Source organism: Streptomyces sp. JLBG701, assembly GCF_058544905.1.
This window is the reverse complement of the sequence record NZ_CM178588.1, coordinates 425149-441721: the sequence shown is the minus strand read 5'-3', so window position 1 is coordinate 441721 and position 16573 is coordinate 425149. Positions and strand designations below refer to the sequence as shown.

Here is a 16573-nt window from a genome sequence, read left to right as displayed (position 1 = left end):
TATGAGTGTTGAGGGGCGTCTGGTTGCCGAAATGTTTCGGTTACTGGCCGTCAGATAGCCCAATTCCGTTAAATACCAAGGGTTATGCTGGCCCGGTCGAAAAGACTTGCTAGGTTGCTACTCGTTGGTAGCAAGCTGAACGGGGGCACGGGGAGCCGGTGCGCGCATGGCCGCGGACTCCTCGGGCGGGTTGGTCGGAGCGGACGGTCTGGCAAGGAAGCCAGACGGCCACGGCTTCACGACGTCATGCATCACGCGCCCTTCGGATTCAGCTTCCTCGCCCACTGATCCCGAACAGGTGAGACTCGTACATGGCTCGTTCCCTGGTCGATCTGCTGACCACGCACGCCACGCACCAGCCCGACCGGACCGCCTACCGCTACCTCGTCACGGGTGAGTGCGACGGCGAGGTCCAGGACATCACCTACGGGAGACTGGCCGGCCGGTCCCGAGCCGTCGCCGCCTGGCTCCAGGACCGCGGCCTGGCCGGCTCCCGCGCCATGCTGCTGTACCCGCCCGGCCTGGAGTTCATCTGCGGCTACCTGGGGTGCCTGTCCGCCGGGGTCGTCGCCGTACCGGGCGTGCCCCCGCAGGGCCGCTCGCAGAACCACCGCGCGCTGACCCGGATGAAGCGCCTGATAGCCGACGCGGACGCCAAGGTGATCCTGGGCGGCCGCGAGGTGATCGCCGCCCTGGGCGCGATGGCGGAGCACCTGCCCGAACTCGCCGACATCACCTGTGTCGCCACCGAGGACATCCCCGACGACGCGGCCGCCTCCTGGCGCGAACCCGACCTCACCGCCGACTCGGTCGCCTTCCTCCAGTACACCTCCGGCTCCACCTCCGCCCCGCGCGGCGTGATGGTCACCCACGGGAACCTGCTGGACAACGAGCGGGTCATCACCGAGCGGATGGGCCACACCCCGGATGCGATCGCGGAGTACGACCACGAACTCTTCGTCAGCTGGCTGCCCGTCTACCACGACATGGGCCTCATCGGCCCGGTCCTCAACTCGGTCTACCTCGGCACCACCGCCACTCTCTTCTCGCCCCTGCACTTCCTCCAGCGGCCACAGCGCTGGCTGACCGCCGTCAGCCACTACCGCCCGCACACCAGCGGAGGCCCCAACTTCGCCTACGAACTGGGCCTGAAGCACGCCACACCGGAACTCCTCGACGGCCTCGACCTGAGCAGTTGGAAGGTCGCCTTCAACGGCGCCGAACCGGTCCGGGCCGCCACCCTGCGCCGCTTCACCGAGACCTTCGCCGCGGCCGGCTTCCGCCGCGAGGCCCTCTACCCCTGCTACGGCCTCGCCGAAGCCACGCTGATCGTCACCGGCGGCTCGGTCCAGGCACCGCCCACCCTGATCGAGGCCGCCGAGAGCGGACCCCACGCCGGTGCGGCGGACGCGGCCGCCGTCGGCTCGGGCCAGGTCGGTCCCGGCACGACCGTGGTCATCGCCGACCCCGAGCGGCAGGAGGAGCTGCCCGAGGGCGAGGTCGGCGAGATCTGGGTCGCCGGCGCGAGCGTCGCCAAGGGCTACTGGCGCAACACCCTCGCCACCCGCGAGACGTTCCGGGCCACTCTCAATGACCGGGAGGGCCGCTTCCTGCGCACCGGAGACCTCGGATTCCTGCGCGACGGCGAACTCTTCGTCACCGGCCGCCTCAAGGACCTGATGGTCATCGACGGCCGCAACCACTATCCGCAGGACCTGGAGCTGTCCGCCGAGATGTCCCACCCGGCGCTGCGGCCCGGCTGCACCGCCGCGTTCTCCGTCGACGGGGGCGACGGGGGAGTGGAGGGCGAGCAGCCCGTCATCGTCGCCGAGACGGCCCCGGACGTCGTCGAGGAGGCCGAGAAGATCATCGGCCTGATCCGCAGCGCGATCGGCGAGTCCCACGGACTGTCGGTGCGCGACGTCGTGCTGGTCCACCCCGGCACCATCCCCAAGACGTCCAGCGGGAAGATCCAGCGCCGCGCCTCCCGCACGGCCTACCTCGACGGCACCCTCTCCGTGGTCGCCGCACCTGCCACGAGATGACGTCACCGGCCGGCGGCGCGCGCCTTGGCGTGCCGCCGTCGGCCGCGCCGGTCGGTCGCGGACCGGTCCTGCCGTCTTACGCCGCCCGGCCCCGGCCCGCGTCGGCCGTGTCGCTCCACCCACTGGGCGCACCAGCCGCTTTCCCACGCCTGAGCCCGAGTTCACGAGGACACCTGTCTAGATGCCTGCGAACGAGTCTCCGAAGCAGTTCTCCGGGAAATCCGTCACGACCCCCGAGGGGGTCCGGGCCTGGCTGACGTCGGCCGTCGCCGAGGAGACCGGCCTGGACCCGCTGGCCGTCGACCCCGACCGCCCGATCGCCGAATTCGGCCTGGGCTCACGCCAGTTGGTGACCCTGGCCGCGGGCCTGGCCGAGCGGACCGGCCGCGCCCTGGATCCGTCCTTCGTCTTCAACCACCCCACCATCGCGGCGATCGGCGAGGCGGTCTTCGACGACAGCCCCGCTGTCACGGTGGCGGCGGCGCAGGTCGAGACCTCCGTGCGGCCGGACGGTGACATCGCCATCATCTCGATGGCCTGCCGCTTCCCCGGTGGCGCGGACGACCCCGAAGCGCTGTGGCGGCTGCTGGCCGAGGGCGAGGACGCCATCGCCGAAGTACCGGCGGGCCGTTGGAACACCCAGGGGCTCTACGACCCCGACCCGGAGGCCACCGGCAAGGCCTACACGCTGCGCGGCGGCTTCCTCGACGGCATCGACCGCTTCGACGCGCCCTTCTTCGGTATCTCGCCGCGCGAGGCCGCCGCCATGGACCCCCAGCAGCGGCTCCTCCTCCAGACCACCTGGGAGACGATCGAACGCGCCGGGATCGTCCCCGACACGCTCAACGGCAGCTCCACCGGCGTCTATATCGGTCTCTACGACAGCGGATACCTTGCCTCCGCCGGGCTCGGCCAACTCGACGGACACGTCGGCACCGGTTCGGCGTCCAGCGTCGCCTCCGGGCGCATCGCCTACACCCTCGGCCTCCAGGGGCCGGCGGTGACCGTCGACACCGCCTGCTCCTCCTCCCTGGTCGCCCTGCACTTGGCCGCACGGGCGCTGGCGAGCGGCGAGTGCGACCTCGCGCTGGCGGGCGGTGCGACGCTGATGGTGACCCCGCGCGGGCACGTCGAGTTCAGCAGGTTGCGCGGGCTGTCGCCGTCCGGGCGGTGCAGCCCGTTCTCGACCGACGCGGACGGCGTGGTGTGGGCCGAGGGCTGCGGCCTCGTCCTGCTCAAGCGGCTCGCCGACGCACGCCGGGACGGCGATCGGATCCTCGCGGTCGTCAAGGGGTCGGCGATCAACCAGGACGGCCGCAGCCAGGGCCTGAGCGCCCCGAACGGCCCGGCACAGGAGCGGGTCCTGCGCGCCGCTCTTGACGACGCCGCTCTGCACCCCGACGACCTTGACTACGTCGAGGCGCACGGCACCGGCACTTGGCTCGGCGATCCCATCGAGGGCCGCGCCCTGGCCGCCGTCTTCGGACCGGGCCGCCCGGCCGAACGCCCGCTGGGCGTGGGCTCCTTGAAGTCCAACATCGGTCACACCCAGGCCGCGGCGGGCATCGCCGGCGTCATCAAGACCGTGCTCGCCCTCGGCCACGAAATGCTCCCCGCCTCGCTGCACGCCCAGATCCCGACCGAGCACGTCGACTGGACGGGCGGCAACCTGCGCGTGCACAGCGGCGCCCAGGCATGGCCGCGCGGCGGCGACCGGGTGCGGCGGGCCGGGGTGAGCGCGTTCGGGATCAGCGGGACGAACGCGCACGTGGTGCTGGAAGAAGCGCCGGACGATGTCGTGCAACAGACCGTCGAAGAACCCCGCACCAGCGGACCGACCCTCTTCCCGCTCTCCGCGCGCACCCTCCCCGCCCTCCAGGGCCAGGCGAGCCGCCTCCGCGAAGCCCTCGCGGCACAGCCGCACCTGCCGCTGCCCGCCGTGGCCGCGACGCTCACCCATCACCGCACCCACTTCGAGCACCGAGCGGTCATCCGGGCGAGCGACCACGACGAACTCCTGGCCGCGCTGCACGCCCTCGCCGAGCGGCAGCCCGACGCCGAGGCGGTCGTAGGCCCCGAACAGGCCCTTTCGCAGGGTAAGTTGGCGTTCGTCTTCCCCGGTCAGGGTGCCCAGTGGACCGGCATGGCCCGCGATCTGCTGGACCGCGACCCGGTGTTCGCCGACGAACTCGACCGCTGCGACGCCGCCCTGCGCCCCTACACGACCTGGTCGGTGACCTCCGTCCTGCGCGGCGACGACGGCGCCCCGTCGCTGGACCGCGTGGACGTCGTCCAGCCGGTCCTCTTCGCCGTGATGGTGTCCCTGGCCGCCGTGTGGCGAGCCCGTGGCATACGCCCGGACGCCGTGATCGGCCACAGCCAGGGTGAGGTCGCCGCGGCCTGCGTCGCCGGCGCGCTCAGCCTGAACGACGCGGCCGCGGTCGTCGCCCTGCGCAGCCAGGCCCTGACCCAGCTCTCCGGCACCGGCGCCATGGCCGTCGTCGCCCTTCCGCACACCGAGGTCGAGGCTCGCCTCGCCGACCTCGACGGCCGGGTTTCGGTCGCCGCCGTGAACAGTGGCCGCTCCACGGTGATCGCGGGGGATGTGGAGCCGCTGGAGGCGCTGCTCGCCGACCTCGACTCGCAGCAGGTGTTCGTGCGCCGACTCGATGTCGACTACGCGTCCCACAGCGCCCAGGTCGAGCCGGTCCGTACGACGATCCTCGACGAACTCGACGGCGTCACCACCTACCCGACGTCCGTCGCCTGGTACTCCACCGTCCACGGCGAGCCGGTCACCGAGGAGTTGGAAGCCGACTACTGGTACACCAACCTCCGTGAACCCGTCCGTTTCGCGCCCACCGTGGAACGCATGGTGGCTGACGGCTACCGCTACTTCGTCGAGCTGAGCCCCCACCCGTCCCTGCTCACCGCCGTACGTACCGTCGCCGAGGACTTGGGCCGCGACGACCTGGTCGCCGTCGGCTCGCTGCGCCGCGACGAGGACGGCCCCGCCTGTCTGGAGTTGGCCGCCGCCCAACTCCACGTCCACGGACGGCGGATCGACTGGCGCCGACTGGTCCCCGACATGGCACCGGCCGACCTGCCGACGTACGCCTGGGACCCGCAACGCCACTGGATCGAGCCCGAGTCCGCCGCCGGCGCCCCCGCCCTGTTCGACCGCGCCGCGCACCCGCTCCTTGGCATCCAGCTCCAGTCGGCCGACGAGACCCGCTGGACCTTCCGCAACGAGTGGTCCCCGGCCACCGCCGACTGGCTGCCCGACCATGCCGTGTTCGGGCGGACCGTGGTGTCGGGCACGACGCTGCTGGAACTGTGCCGAGCCGCACTCGCCGTGGCCCGCCCCGACGAGCCCGGCGACGTCACCGACCTGCTCCTCCTCACACCCCTCACGCTGCCCGACTCCGGCACGGTCGAGGTGTCCGTCGAGGTCGTCACCGCCGGTCCCGTACCGGAGGTCACCGTGCACAGCCGCCCGCGCGCCCAGGAGGCCACGGGCTGGACCCTGCACGCCACCGCGTCGGCGGCCGAGTCGGCGCCGGTGACGGTGGGGCCGCCGTCGGTGTGGCCGGAGGCCGCCGAGGAGGCCTGGAACGCGCAGACGTACGAGCGGCTGAGCGGCCTGGGCCTGGGCTACGGCCCGGCGTTCCAGGGCGTGCGGTCGGCCGTCATGACCGGCGCCGGAGAACTGCTGGCCCGGCTCTCGCTGCCGACCGAGGCCCGCGACACTGCCGACCCGTACCCGGTCCACCCGGCGCTGCTGGACGCCGCGCTGCAGGTGGCGGCCGCGTTCGAGGCGGCCGACGGCCGGGTGCTGCTGCCGGTCGCGTTCGCCCGTTGCGTGCTGCCGCCCGGCGGCGCGAGTGAACTCACCGCGTCTGTACGGCGATCCGGCGGCACCGGCACCGACCTCACGCTGGAAGTGACCCTGTGGGACACCGACGGACTCCCGGCGGGCCGACTGGAGGGCGTCCGCCTGAGGGCCGTGGACGCGGCCGACCTGAACAGCGGATCGGAGAACAGCCGACATCTGTACGAGGTCGCCTGGACGGCCGTGTCCGAGGTGCCCGCCGGGACGCCGGGCACCGGGTGGGCCGTCGTCGGTGAGGATGCGGACGCCGAGGTCGCGGATGTGGTGCGGGGTCTGGAGGCGGCCGGGGTCGAGATCCGCGAGTCGGGCGCGGACGTCGTTGTACGCTTCTGGCCGCGTCCGGCGCCGGAGGCCGAACTGGCCGCAGCGGCACAGGAGTTGGCGGCCGCGGCGCTGGCCGAGCTGCAGGCGCTGATCGCCCTGCCCGAGGGCGAGGCCCCCGCCCGGACCGTGTGGGTGACCCGTGGCGCGGTCGGCACCGGCGACGGGGACACGGTGCCCGGCCTGGCCCAGTCGGTGCTGTGGGGCCTGGCCCGCAGCACCCGCACGGAACACCCCGACCTCGGCCTGACCCTGCTCGACCTCGACGGCTCCGATGCCGCAGCTGCCCTGCTGTCCGCCGCGTCGCTCACCGACGAACCCGAACTCGCCCTGCGCGCGGGCACCTTGCTCGCCCCGCGCCTGGTACGGGCCCGCGCCGCCGACGAACTGCGGATTCCGGCCGAGGACCACTACGAGCTGGTCGGCCTCCCGGCGGACCCCGCCTTGCGTACGGCGGCCCCCCGGGCGTTGGCGCCCGGCGAGGTGAGGATCCAGGTGCACGCGGTGTCGCTGCACCCGAGGGCACCCCTTGTGAGCGGGGACGAGGTGCCGCGTTCCGTGTGCGCGGGTGTGCTGACCGAGGTCGGCGTCGATGGCGATGGACTCGCCCCCGGCGTGCGGGTCGTCGCCCTCGCCGACACGGCGCCCGGCTCTGAAGCCGTCGCCGACGCGGCTCTGGTCGTGGTGCTTCCCGACGAGGTGCCGTTCACGACCGGAGCCACCCTGCCCCTCGCGGATCTCCTGGGACGCGGCGCCGGACAAGACCGCGAACAGCTCGACGCGGCCCTGCGCGCGGCCGCAGCCGGACTGACGCGTCCCCAGGTGCTGCCCGTCACCGCCGCCCGCGAAGCCGTACGGCGGAGCGGGATCGCCACCGGCCGCCCCGTCGTCCTCGACCTGATCGGCCGCCCGACCCTGGTCCCGACCGACGGCACGGTTCTCATCACCGGCGGCCTGGGCGCGGTAGGCATGCACATCGCCCGGCTCCTGGCCGAACACGGCGTCCCCCGCCTGCTGCTGACATCTCGTCAGGGAACCGCCGATCCGCGCACCGCCGAGGTCACCGCCGAACTGGCCGCGCTCGGCGCCGAGGTCGAGGTGGCCGCGTGCGACGTCGCGGACGCCACGGCCGTGGCCGCCCTGCTCGACGGGATCGGCGACGAGTCGCCGCTGCGGGGCGTCGTGCACTGCGCCGGCATCCTCGCCGACGGGGTGATCACCGAACTGACACCGGAGCGCCTCGCCGAGGCACTGCGCCCCAAGGTCGACGGCGCCGCCCACCTGCACCGGCTCACCGCCGACACACCCCTCGACCTCTTCCTGCTGGTCTCCTCGGCAGCGGGCGTCATCGGCAACGCGGGCCAGGCCAACTACACGGCGGCCAACGTCTTCCTCGACCAACTCGCCCACCACCGGCGCGCCTTGGGACTGCCCGGCGTCTCCGTCTCCTTCGGCGCCTGGGCGGGCGAAGGCCTGGCCGTCGAACACGCCGACATGGAACGGATGGCCCGCCTCGGTCTCCGTGCCCTCACCCCCGACCAGGGTCGCGAACTCGTCGAACTCTCCTTGCGTCGCAGCGCACCCCATCTGGTCGCTTGGGCCCTGGACCTGGCCCGCCTGCGCGACAACACGGCGGCAACCGGCGGTACTTCGGCCGCGCTGTGGCGTTCTCTGCTGCCCGCGCCCCGCCCCGGCCAGGACGCCGGCGACGCCTTGGTCGACCGACTGGCCCGGCTGCCCGAGGCCGAACGTGCCGCACGCGTCCTGGCCCTGGTCCGCGAGGAGGCCTCCCGCGCCCTCGGCCTGCGCTCGGCGGAGTCCGTCCGCCCCGACCAGCCGCTGCGCGAACTCGGCATGGACTCCGTCACGGCCGTCGAACTCCGCAACCGCATCGGCACCCGCCTGGGCGCCAAACTCCCCGCCACCCTCCTCTTCGACCACCCCACCCCGGCCCGCCTCACCGACTACCTCCTTGCCGGCGTGCTCGCCGCAGGCGGTCACAGGACCACCCCCGCCGCGCAGCTGGGCCGCACCACGCGGGCGGCGACCGACGAGCCCCTCGCCGTGGTGGCCATGGCCTGCCGGCTCCCGGGCGGCGTGAACGACCCGGACGACCTGTGGCGGCTGCTCACCGAGGGCCGTGACGCGGTCGGTGCGTTCCCGGACAAGCGCTGGGACGTCGAGTCGCTGTACGACCCCGACCCGGAGGCGATGGGCAAGTCGTACGTCCGCGAAGGCGGCTTCCTGGACGACATCGAGTCGTTCGACGCGGGCTTCTTCGGGATCACCCCGAAGGAGGCGGCGGCCATGGACCCGCAGCAGCGGCTCCTGCTGGAGACGGCCTGGGAGGCGCTGGAGCGCGCCGGGATCGTGCCCGGTGACCTGGCGGGGAGCAGCACCGGCGTGTACGTCGGCATGTTCGGCAGCGACTACCTGGCGGGCTCCCGGCTCGACCAGCTCGACGGATACGTCGGAACGGGGTCGGCTCTCAGCGTCGCCTCGGGCCGCCTCGCCTACGCCCTGGGCCTCAACGGCCCGGCCATGACGGTGGACACCGCGTGCTCGTCGTCCCTGGTCGCCACGCACCTGGCGGCGCAGGCGCTGCGGTCGGGCGAGTGCGACCTGGCGCTGGCCGGCGGTGTGACGTTGATGGTGACCCCGCAGACCTTCGTGGAGTTCAGCAGGCTGCGCGGCCTGTCCCCGAGCGGCCGCTGCCGCTCCTTCTCCGACGACGCCGACGGCGCCATCTGGGCCGAGGGCGCGGGCATGCTCGTACTGAAGCGGCTGAGCGACGCGCGGCGCGACGGGGACGAGGTACTGGCCGTGCTGCGCGGCACGGCCGTCAACCAGGACGGCCGCAGCCAGGGCCTGTCCGCGCCGAACGGTCCGGCGCAGGAGCAGGTGATCCGGCGGGCGCTGGAGCGGTCCGGCCTCGAACCCGGCGACATCGACCACGTCGAGGCACACGGCACGGGCACCACCTTGGGCGACCCGATCGAGGCGAACGCCCTCGCGGCTGTCTTCGGCGACACCCGCCCCCAGGGCCGGCCCCTGTACCTGGGCTCGCTCAAGTCGAACATCGGTCACACGCAGGCGGCTTCGGGCGTGGCCGGTCTGATCAAGGTGGTGCAGTCGTTGCGCCACCGGACCCTGCCGCGCACCCTGCACGCCGACACACCCAGCCGCCACGTCGACTGGGACGACAGTGGTCTGGCGCTGCTCCAGGAGGACCAGGCCTGGCCGTCGACGGGGGAGCGGGTCCGACGCGCCGGCGTGAGTGCCTTCGGGATCAGCGGGACCAATGCCCACGTGATCGTGGAGGAGGCGCCGACCGCCGACGTGGTGGAGCCGACGGGTGAACTTCCGCCCGAGAAGCGGCTGTTCGTGTTGTCCGGGCGGGGCGAAGCCGCCCTGCGGAAACAGGCAGCCCGGCTGGCCCGGCACGTCGCCGACGGCGTGGCTCTGCCGGATGTCGCCCACACCCTGGCCCGCCACCGCAGCCACTTCGAGCGGCGCGCGGCGATCGTCGCGGACGACCGGAGTGAACTCCTCGACCGGCTGGGCGCGTTGGCGTCCGGACGGGCTCCCCTCGCACCGCTGCGCGAGGAGCAGACGGGCAAGGTGGCGTTCGTCTTCGCCGGGCACGGAGGTCAATGGGCGGGCATGGGCATCGAGTTGATGGCCGGCTCGGACGCGTTCCGCGAGGAACTGACCCGTATCGACGAGGCGATCCACCGGCACGCCGGCTGGTCGGTCCTCAACGTGCTGCGGGCGCCGGAGGAGTTCTCCCCGCTGGACCGCACCGAGTACCTTCAGCCGGTGCTGTTCGCGGTCAACGCCGCACTGGCCACCGCCTGGCGCGCCCTCGGGGTCACCGCGGATGCCGTGGTCGGACACAGCCTGGGTGAGATCGCCGCCGCGTACAGCGCGGGCGCCCTCACCCTGGACGACGCCGTGACCGTCGTGACCGGGCGCGCCCAGGCGGTCGTACCCCTGGTCGGGCACGGCGGCATGCTGTCCCTGGATCTCCCGCGCACGCAGGTCGAGGAACTGCTCGCCCCCTACCCGGACCGGCTGTTCGTCGCGGCGGTCAACAGCGCCCACTCCACAGCCGTCTCCGGTGACACCGACGCGCTCGGCGAACTGGTCCGCCACCTGGCCGAGCACCAGATCCGCGCCCGCCGCCTGTCGACACCGTTCGCCTCGCACACCCCCCTGATGGAACCGCTCCGCGGGGAGCTGCTGAGCGGCTTCTCCGGCGTCCGGGGCGCCCAGGCGCCGACCCCGCTGTACTCGGCGGTCACCTCCGAACCCGTGCCCGGGGACCGGCTGGACGCCGAGTACTGGTTCGCCAATCTCAGGCAGCCCGTCCGTTTCGCGGACACGATCCGACGCATGCTGGACGACGGCTTCCGCTACTTCGTCGAACCGAGCCCGCACCCCTCACTCACCGCCTCCATCGAGGCGGTGGCGGCCGAGGCCGGGATCGACGCGGTCGCCGTCGGCTCCCTGCGCAGGCAGCAGGACGGACGCGACGTCCTGCTGCGCAGGGTGGGCGAGCTGTATGCGGCCGGACACGCACCCGACTGGACGGCCCTGTTCCCGCAAGGCCGCCAAGTCGCCCTGCCCACCTACGCCTTCGCTCGCGAACGCCACTGGCTCGCCCCCGCCCCGTCCGGCGGAACCGCCGGCGGTTCCCCGGTGCTGGGCACGCACGTCGAGGCCAGCGACGAACCCGACCGGCACCTCTTCCAGAGCGACATCGACCTGCGCGACAGCCGCTTCGCCTACCTCACCGACCACCGGGTCACCGGCGAAGTCTGGCTGCCCGGCGCCGCCTTCCTGGACATGGCCCTCCAGGCCGCGTCCACGCTGACCGAGGGAGGCGAAGTCCACCTGGCCGACGTGCGGTTCCTCCAGCCACTGCGCCTGGACGAGGACCGCCCCGTACGGCTGCAACTGGTCCTGCTGCCCGAAGAGGACGGCCGGCGCACCTTCACCATCGCCTCCGCACCCACCGGCGAGCGGCGTCCGCGCTGGGAACGGCACGTCAGTGGACGCGTCACCACCGCTCCCGCCGAACCCGTCTCCACCACGGGCGAGTTGCCCGCCACGCTGCGCGAACGGTGCACGCAGGAGGCCGACCTGCCGGCGATCTACGCCCAACTCGGCTCCCTCGGCATCGAGTACGGCCCCGCGTTCCGCAACCTGCGCTCGGGCCACCGCACGGACACCGCCGCGCTCGCCCGGCTCGCCGACCGCTCCGCCGCCGGACATCTGCTGCACCCCACCCTCCTCGACTCCGCCTTCCACACGGCCGCCCTGCCCGGCAACGCCCCCCAGGGACGGGCGTTCGTGCCCGCCGGCTTCGGACAACTCCGGTTCACCGGGCTGCGTACGGCGCCCGCCTGGGTGACCTGTGAGCTGCGCTCCGTCCACGGCGACACCGCGATCCTCGACCTGCGGCTGTGGGACGAGCACGAGCAACTCATCCTGGAGGCCCGGGAGTTCGAGCTGGCCGCGCTGTCCCCGCTGGACGGCGCCCTCTTCGAGACCCGCTGGCAGCCCCGTCCGGCAGCGCAGGAACCACCCGCCGAGGGCAGCTGGCTGATCCTCGCGGACGAGACGGGCGTGGCCGCCGAACTGGGGGAGCGGCTCGGCTCGGAGACCCGGCACGTGATCGCCCGCAGGGGCGAGACGTTCGGTGCGGAGGGGCCTGGCCTGTACGTCCTCGACCCGGCCGACCCGCAGCACCTGACCCGCCTGTTCGACGCGGCATTCCCGGACGGGCCGCCCACTCGGGTGGTCCAGCTGTCCGCGCTCGACGCCCCGGCCGTCGAGGACGCCGCCACGGCCCGGGAGGCGGCGCGGCTGTGCTGCCTGAGCACCCTGCACCTGGTACGGACGCTCGCCGATCGCCCGCAGGGCCAAGCTCCCCGCCTGTTCACGGTGGTGCGCGGCAGCCAGGCCGCCGGTGACAGCACGCAGGTGACGGACCCGCAGCAGGCGCTCGCCTGGGGCTTCGGCCTTGCCGTGGCGCAGGAGCATCCCGAGCTGGCGGTCACCCTCGTGGATCTGCCGGCCGTGGGCGGTGTCGACGCCCTGTGGCAGCAGCTGCGGCACGCGGACGACGAACGCCTCGTCGCCCTGCGGGAATCGGGCCGACTCGTCCCGCGCCTGGCCCGTACCCGCGCCGACGACGACGCGAACACCGAGACGCCCGCGGACGGCGTCCACCTGATCACCGGCGGTCTCGGCGGCCTCGGCCGCGTCGTCGCCGAACGCCTGGTCCGCCGCGGCGCCCGCCGCCTCGCCCTGATGGGCCGGGGCACACCCGATGCGGCAACGGCAGCCTGGATCAAGGAACTTGAGCAGCGCGGTGTGAGCGTGCATCTCGCCCGCGCCGACGTCGCCGACCGTGACGGCCTGACGTCCGCCCTGGACGCCGTACGAGATGAAGCCGGACCGATCACCACCGTCGTCCACGCCGCCGGTGTCCTCGACGACGCCACGGTGGCGAATCTGACCGACGACCGTGTGCTGCGCGTGCTCGCCCCCAAGGTGCTGGGCACCGCCCTGCTCACCGAGTTGATCCCGGAGGCCGACAACCTGGTCCTGTTCGCCTCGGCGGCAGGCCTGCTCGGCTCGGCCGGACAGAGCCCCTACTCGGCCGCGAACGCCTTCCTGGACGCCTGGGCACACCACCTCTCCCGGACCGACCGGCGGGCGCTCAGCCTGGACTGGGGCGCCTGGGCCGGGGTGGGCATGGTGGCCGAGTCCGGTACTCGCGCCGCCGAGACCAGCCGGTCCGGCCTTGTGGCGTTCTCCCCGCAGGACGGCGGCGAACTCTTCGAGCGGGTCCTGGGCACCGCCCGGCGCCAACTCGCGCCGATCGCCCTGGACTGGGAGATGCTGTCGCTCGACCCGGACGCCGCACGCACCCGCCCCATCCTGGGCGACCTGGTCACCGCCCCGACCGGCACCGGCGACTCGGACGGCCTCGTCAAGAAGGTGTTCGAGGCGACGACGGACGCCGACCGAACCGCATGGCTCGAAGCCTACGTACGGGCCAGGGTCGGCGAGGTCTCCGGTGGCGTCGTGGACGTCTCCGCGGCCACGGCCCTGAAGGAACTCGGCCTGGACTCCCTGATGTTGGTGCGGCTGCGCAACGCCTTCGCCCGCGAACTCGGCGTCGAACTGCCCACCGCCGAGGTGTTCGCGGCCGCCGACATCCGCGCCCTGGCCCGCGCACTGGGCAACGCCCTGCCCGAACGGGCGGCCGGGACACAGGAACAACCGGTCGATCAGCGGCCCGAGTTGCCCGAGGTACCGGAAACCGAACTGCGGCCCGCGACCCGCGACGTCGTACGACTTCTCCGCAGCGCCCAGCCGGACATGCCCGACGCGGCACACGGAGTCGGCCTCGCCGTACGCCTCACCACACCCACCACCCGCGACACGCTCACCGACATCGTCACCCGCCTCACCGGCCGCCACGCCGCCCTGCGCACCGCCGTCGTCACCGGCACCGAAGGCGGCCGACAGCTGTGCGTGGACCGGGAGTTGACCACACCGATCCTGACCTGGACGGCGGTGGCCGCCGAGGACGAAATCGACCCCGCCGACCGGCTGCGGCAGCTGCTGGAAGTGCCGTTCGACCTGACGCGGCCGTCGCTGTGGCGCTTCGAACTCCTCGACGGCGGCACACGCGGCCAGACCCTGGTGTTCGGCGCCCACCACGCGGTGAGCGACCTCCAGTCCCTCCTGCTGGTGGCGGGGGAGATCGACGCCGAACTCTCCGGCACCGCACTGGGCTCCGAGGTCACCAACCGGGACATCGACCTCCTCATCCAGGCCCAGCAGACGGGCGGGGGAGTCGCGGCAACCGACTGGCGCGAAGCCTTCCACGGCAGTGAACGCCTCGACCTGACACTCGCCCGCCCGCGCCCGGCCACCCGCACCTACCGGGCCGGCAGCGTGACCGTGGCGATCCCGGACGGGCTCATGGAACAGGTGTCGACGGCCGCGAGCCGCCTCGCCATCACCCCTGCAGCCTTCTGCCTCGGCACCCTGACCGTGCTGCTGGCCCGCATGCGGGAGCGCGAGCGTTTCGTCCTCGCCGTCCCGGTGGACACCCGCATCCACGCCGACGCGTTCGACGCCGTGGGCTTCTACGGCGTACCCGTGCCGTTCCCCGCCGAGGCCCGCGCCGGTGAGCGGATCGAGGACGTGCTGCGCCGCACCGACGGCCGCCTGGAGCGGATCCTGGCCAAGGGCGCCATGTTCTCCGACGTCCTGGCCACCCTGGCCCGGCAAGGACTGCACCGGGCGAACGCGCCCCTGGTGGAGGTCTACTTCAACTTCGTCCGCTCCTCGCGCAGCCTGACCGGCTTGGAGATCCTGCCTGCGGGCACGGGCTACTCCGACCTCGACCTCATGGTCACCATGACGCCGGACGCGGGCCGTATCCGCCTCGACCACAACCTCGACATCCTGGACGCGGATACCGCCAGCGGACTGGGGGAGGAGTTCGTGCGGCTGCTCGCCGAGGGGGTGGAGGACGCGACGGCAGTGGTTCGTACGATCCCCGAGACCCTCCCGGCCACGACCGCGTCCCAGGCCACGGACCTGGTCCCGGCCACCTCCACCACCGATGACACTCCGAGCGCCTCGCCTGCCGACGAGCCCGCCATCCCTGCGCGCCGCACGCTCGCCCTCGCCGCCACCTTCGCCCTCGGCAACCTGCCGTTGATGTGCGAGGCAGCCGTCAACGACGGTGCGGAGGACGGCGGTTTGACCGTTGACGAGGCCCCGTACCACCAGGTGCTCGCGAGCCTGAGGGACCCCTCCGGCGTCTTCGCCGACCCCGCCACGGCGATGGGCGTGGTCCTGCTGCGCGCGGCGGACCTGGAACGCTTCGGCCCGGTGGACGACACGCTGCTCGCCGAGCTGCGCACCGAGTACCCGGCAGCGGTGCGGGCCCTCGTCGAACGGACCCGCAAGCCGCTGATCGTCGGCTTCCTGCCCACCGCTCGCGACAACGACCGTCTCGGGCGCTGGGAGCGCGAGATCGCCGCCGAACTCGCCGACTCACCCGGCATCGCGGTGCTCACCCCCGACGACTGGAGCGGGCACCACGCTGTCGACGAACCGTTCGACGAGCGGACCGAGCGGCTCGCCCACCTTCCCTTCACCCCGCGCTTCCAGGCGGTCGTCGCACTGCGCCTGGCCGAGCTCGTGCGGGCGGTGCGCCGCCCCACGCCGAAGGTGATCGCCGTGGACGGCGACGAGACCCTGTGGGGCGGAGTGGCCGGCGAGATCGGCCCCGAGGCGGTGGACCTGACCGGCCCGCGCACCCTGCTGGCACGCAGGCTGCTTCAGTGGCGTGCGGCGGGCGCACTGCTCGCACTGGTCAGCAACAACGACGAGGACACGGTCCGCGCCGTCCTCGACCGCCCGGACAGCCTGCTGAAGGCCGAGCACTTCAGCGTCCTGTCCGCCGCCTGGGGCCCGAAGCCGGCACGTCTGTCCGAGGCGGCCGACACGCTCAACCTCGGCGTGGACAGCTTCCTGTTCCTGGACGACAACCCGGCCGAAGTCGCCAAGATGCGCTCGGCGCTGCCGCAGGTGCTGTCGGTGACCTGCCCTCCCGCAGCGGAACTGGAGGCATTCCTGGGCCGGTTGTGGCCTTTGGTCCCGGCCGCGGCGACCGCCGAGGACGCGCTGCGGGCACGGTTCTACGAACAGGAACGTGAGCGGGACGCCGTACGCGAAGAGGCCGGATTCGAGGAGTTCCTGGCCCAACTGGGCCTGGAGGTCGACATCCGGGCCCTGGTCGAGGCCGACGTCGAGCGTGGTGAGCAACTGGTGTGCCGCACCAACCAGTTCACCCTGCGCGCCCGGTCGGCCGACGGCGGCGACCTCGCCCGCTGGCGGGAGCGCGGCGAGGTGTGGACGGCCGTCGCCCGGGACCGGTACGGCGACTACGGCCAGATCGGGCTGCTCGCCCTCCGCGCGGACGGCGACCAACTCGACCTGCTGGCCTGGATGATGAGCTGCCGGGCGCTCGGCCGGGGCGTCGAGGAACGCCTGCTCGCATGGCTGGCCGACCGCGCCGAACAACTCGGCTGCACAAAGGTCCGGTTGACGGCGGAGCGCACCGCGCGCAACGTTCCGGCCCGCCGTCTGCTGGCCGCGCTCGGCGGCGGCCACCACGACGACGAACGCCTCGAAGTCGTGGTCACGCCGGAACACCTGCGGGCCTTCCGCTCCTGGGAGAAGCAGTGACCGGGCCGGCCAAGGATGGTGGCGAGCC

2 protein-coding genes are annotated in these 16573 nt (G+C 73.0%); both read left to right on the top strand.

Going from position 1 to position 16573, the window contains the following annotated elements; genetic code table 11:
• The first annotated feature begins 311 nt into the window (after positions 1-311).
• Positions 312-2045: a fatty acyl-AMP ligase gene (locus AC5DRG_RS02065; RefSeq protein ID WP_491807606.1), complete on the top strand. Its 1734-nt coding sequence runs from the start codon at positions 312-314 to the stop codon at positions 2043-2045.
• 181 nt (positions 2046-2226) lie between these two features.
• Positions 2227-16545 carry an SDR family NAD(P)-dependent oxidoreductase gene (locus AC5DRG_RS02060; RefSeq protein ID WP_491807605.1) on the top strand — a complete coding sequence of 4773 codons (14319 nt, stop codon included), beginning with the start codon at positions 2227-2229 and terminating at the stop codon, positions 16543-16545.
• Positions 16546-16573: the final 28 nt, after the last annotated feature.

Excerpts from the sequence above, each read along its gene's own strand:
- AC5DRG_RS02060 (WP_491807605.1), top strand. The coding sequence starts at position 2,227 with ATGCCTGCGAACGAGTCTCCGAAGCAGTTCTCCGGGAAATCCGTCACG.
- AC5DRG_RS02065 (WP_491807606.1), top strand. The coding sequence starts at position 312 with ATGGCTCGTTCCCTGGTCGATCTGCTGACCACGCACGCCACGCACCAG.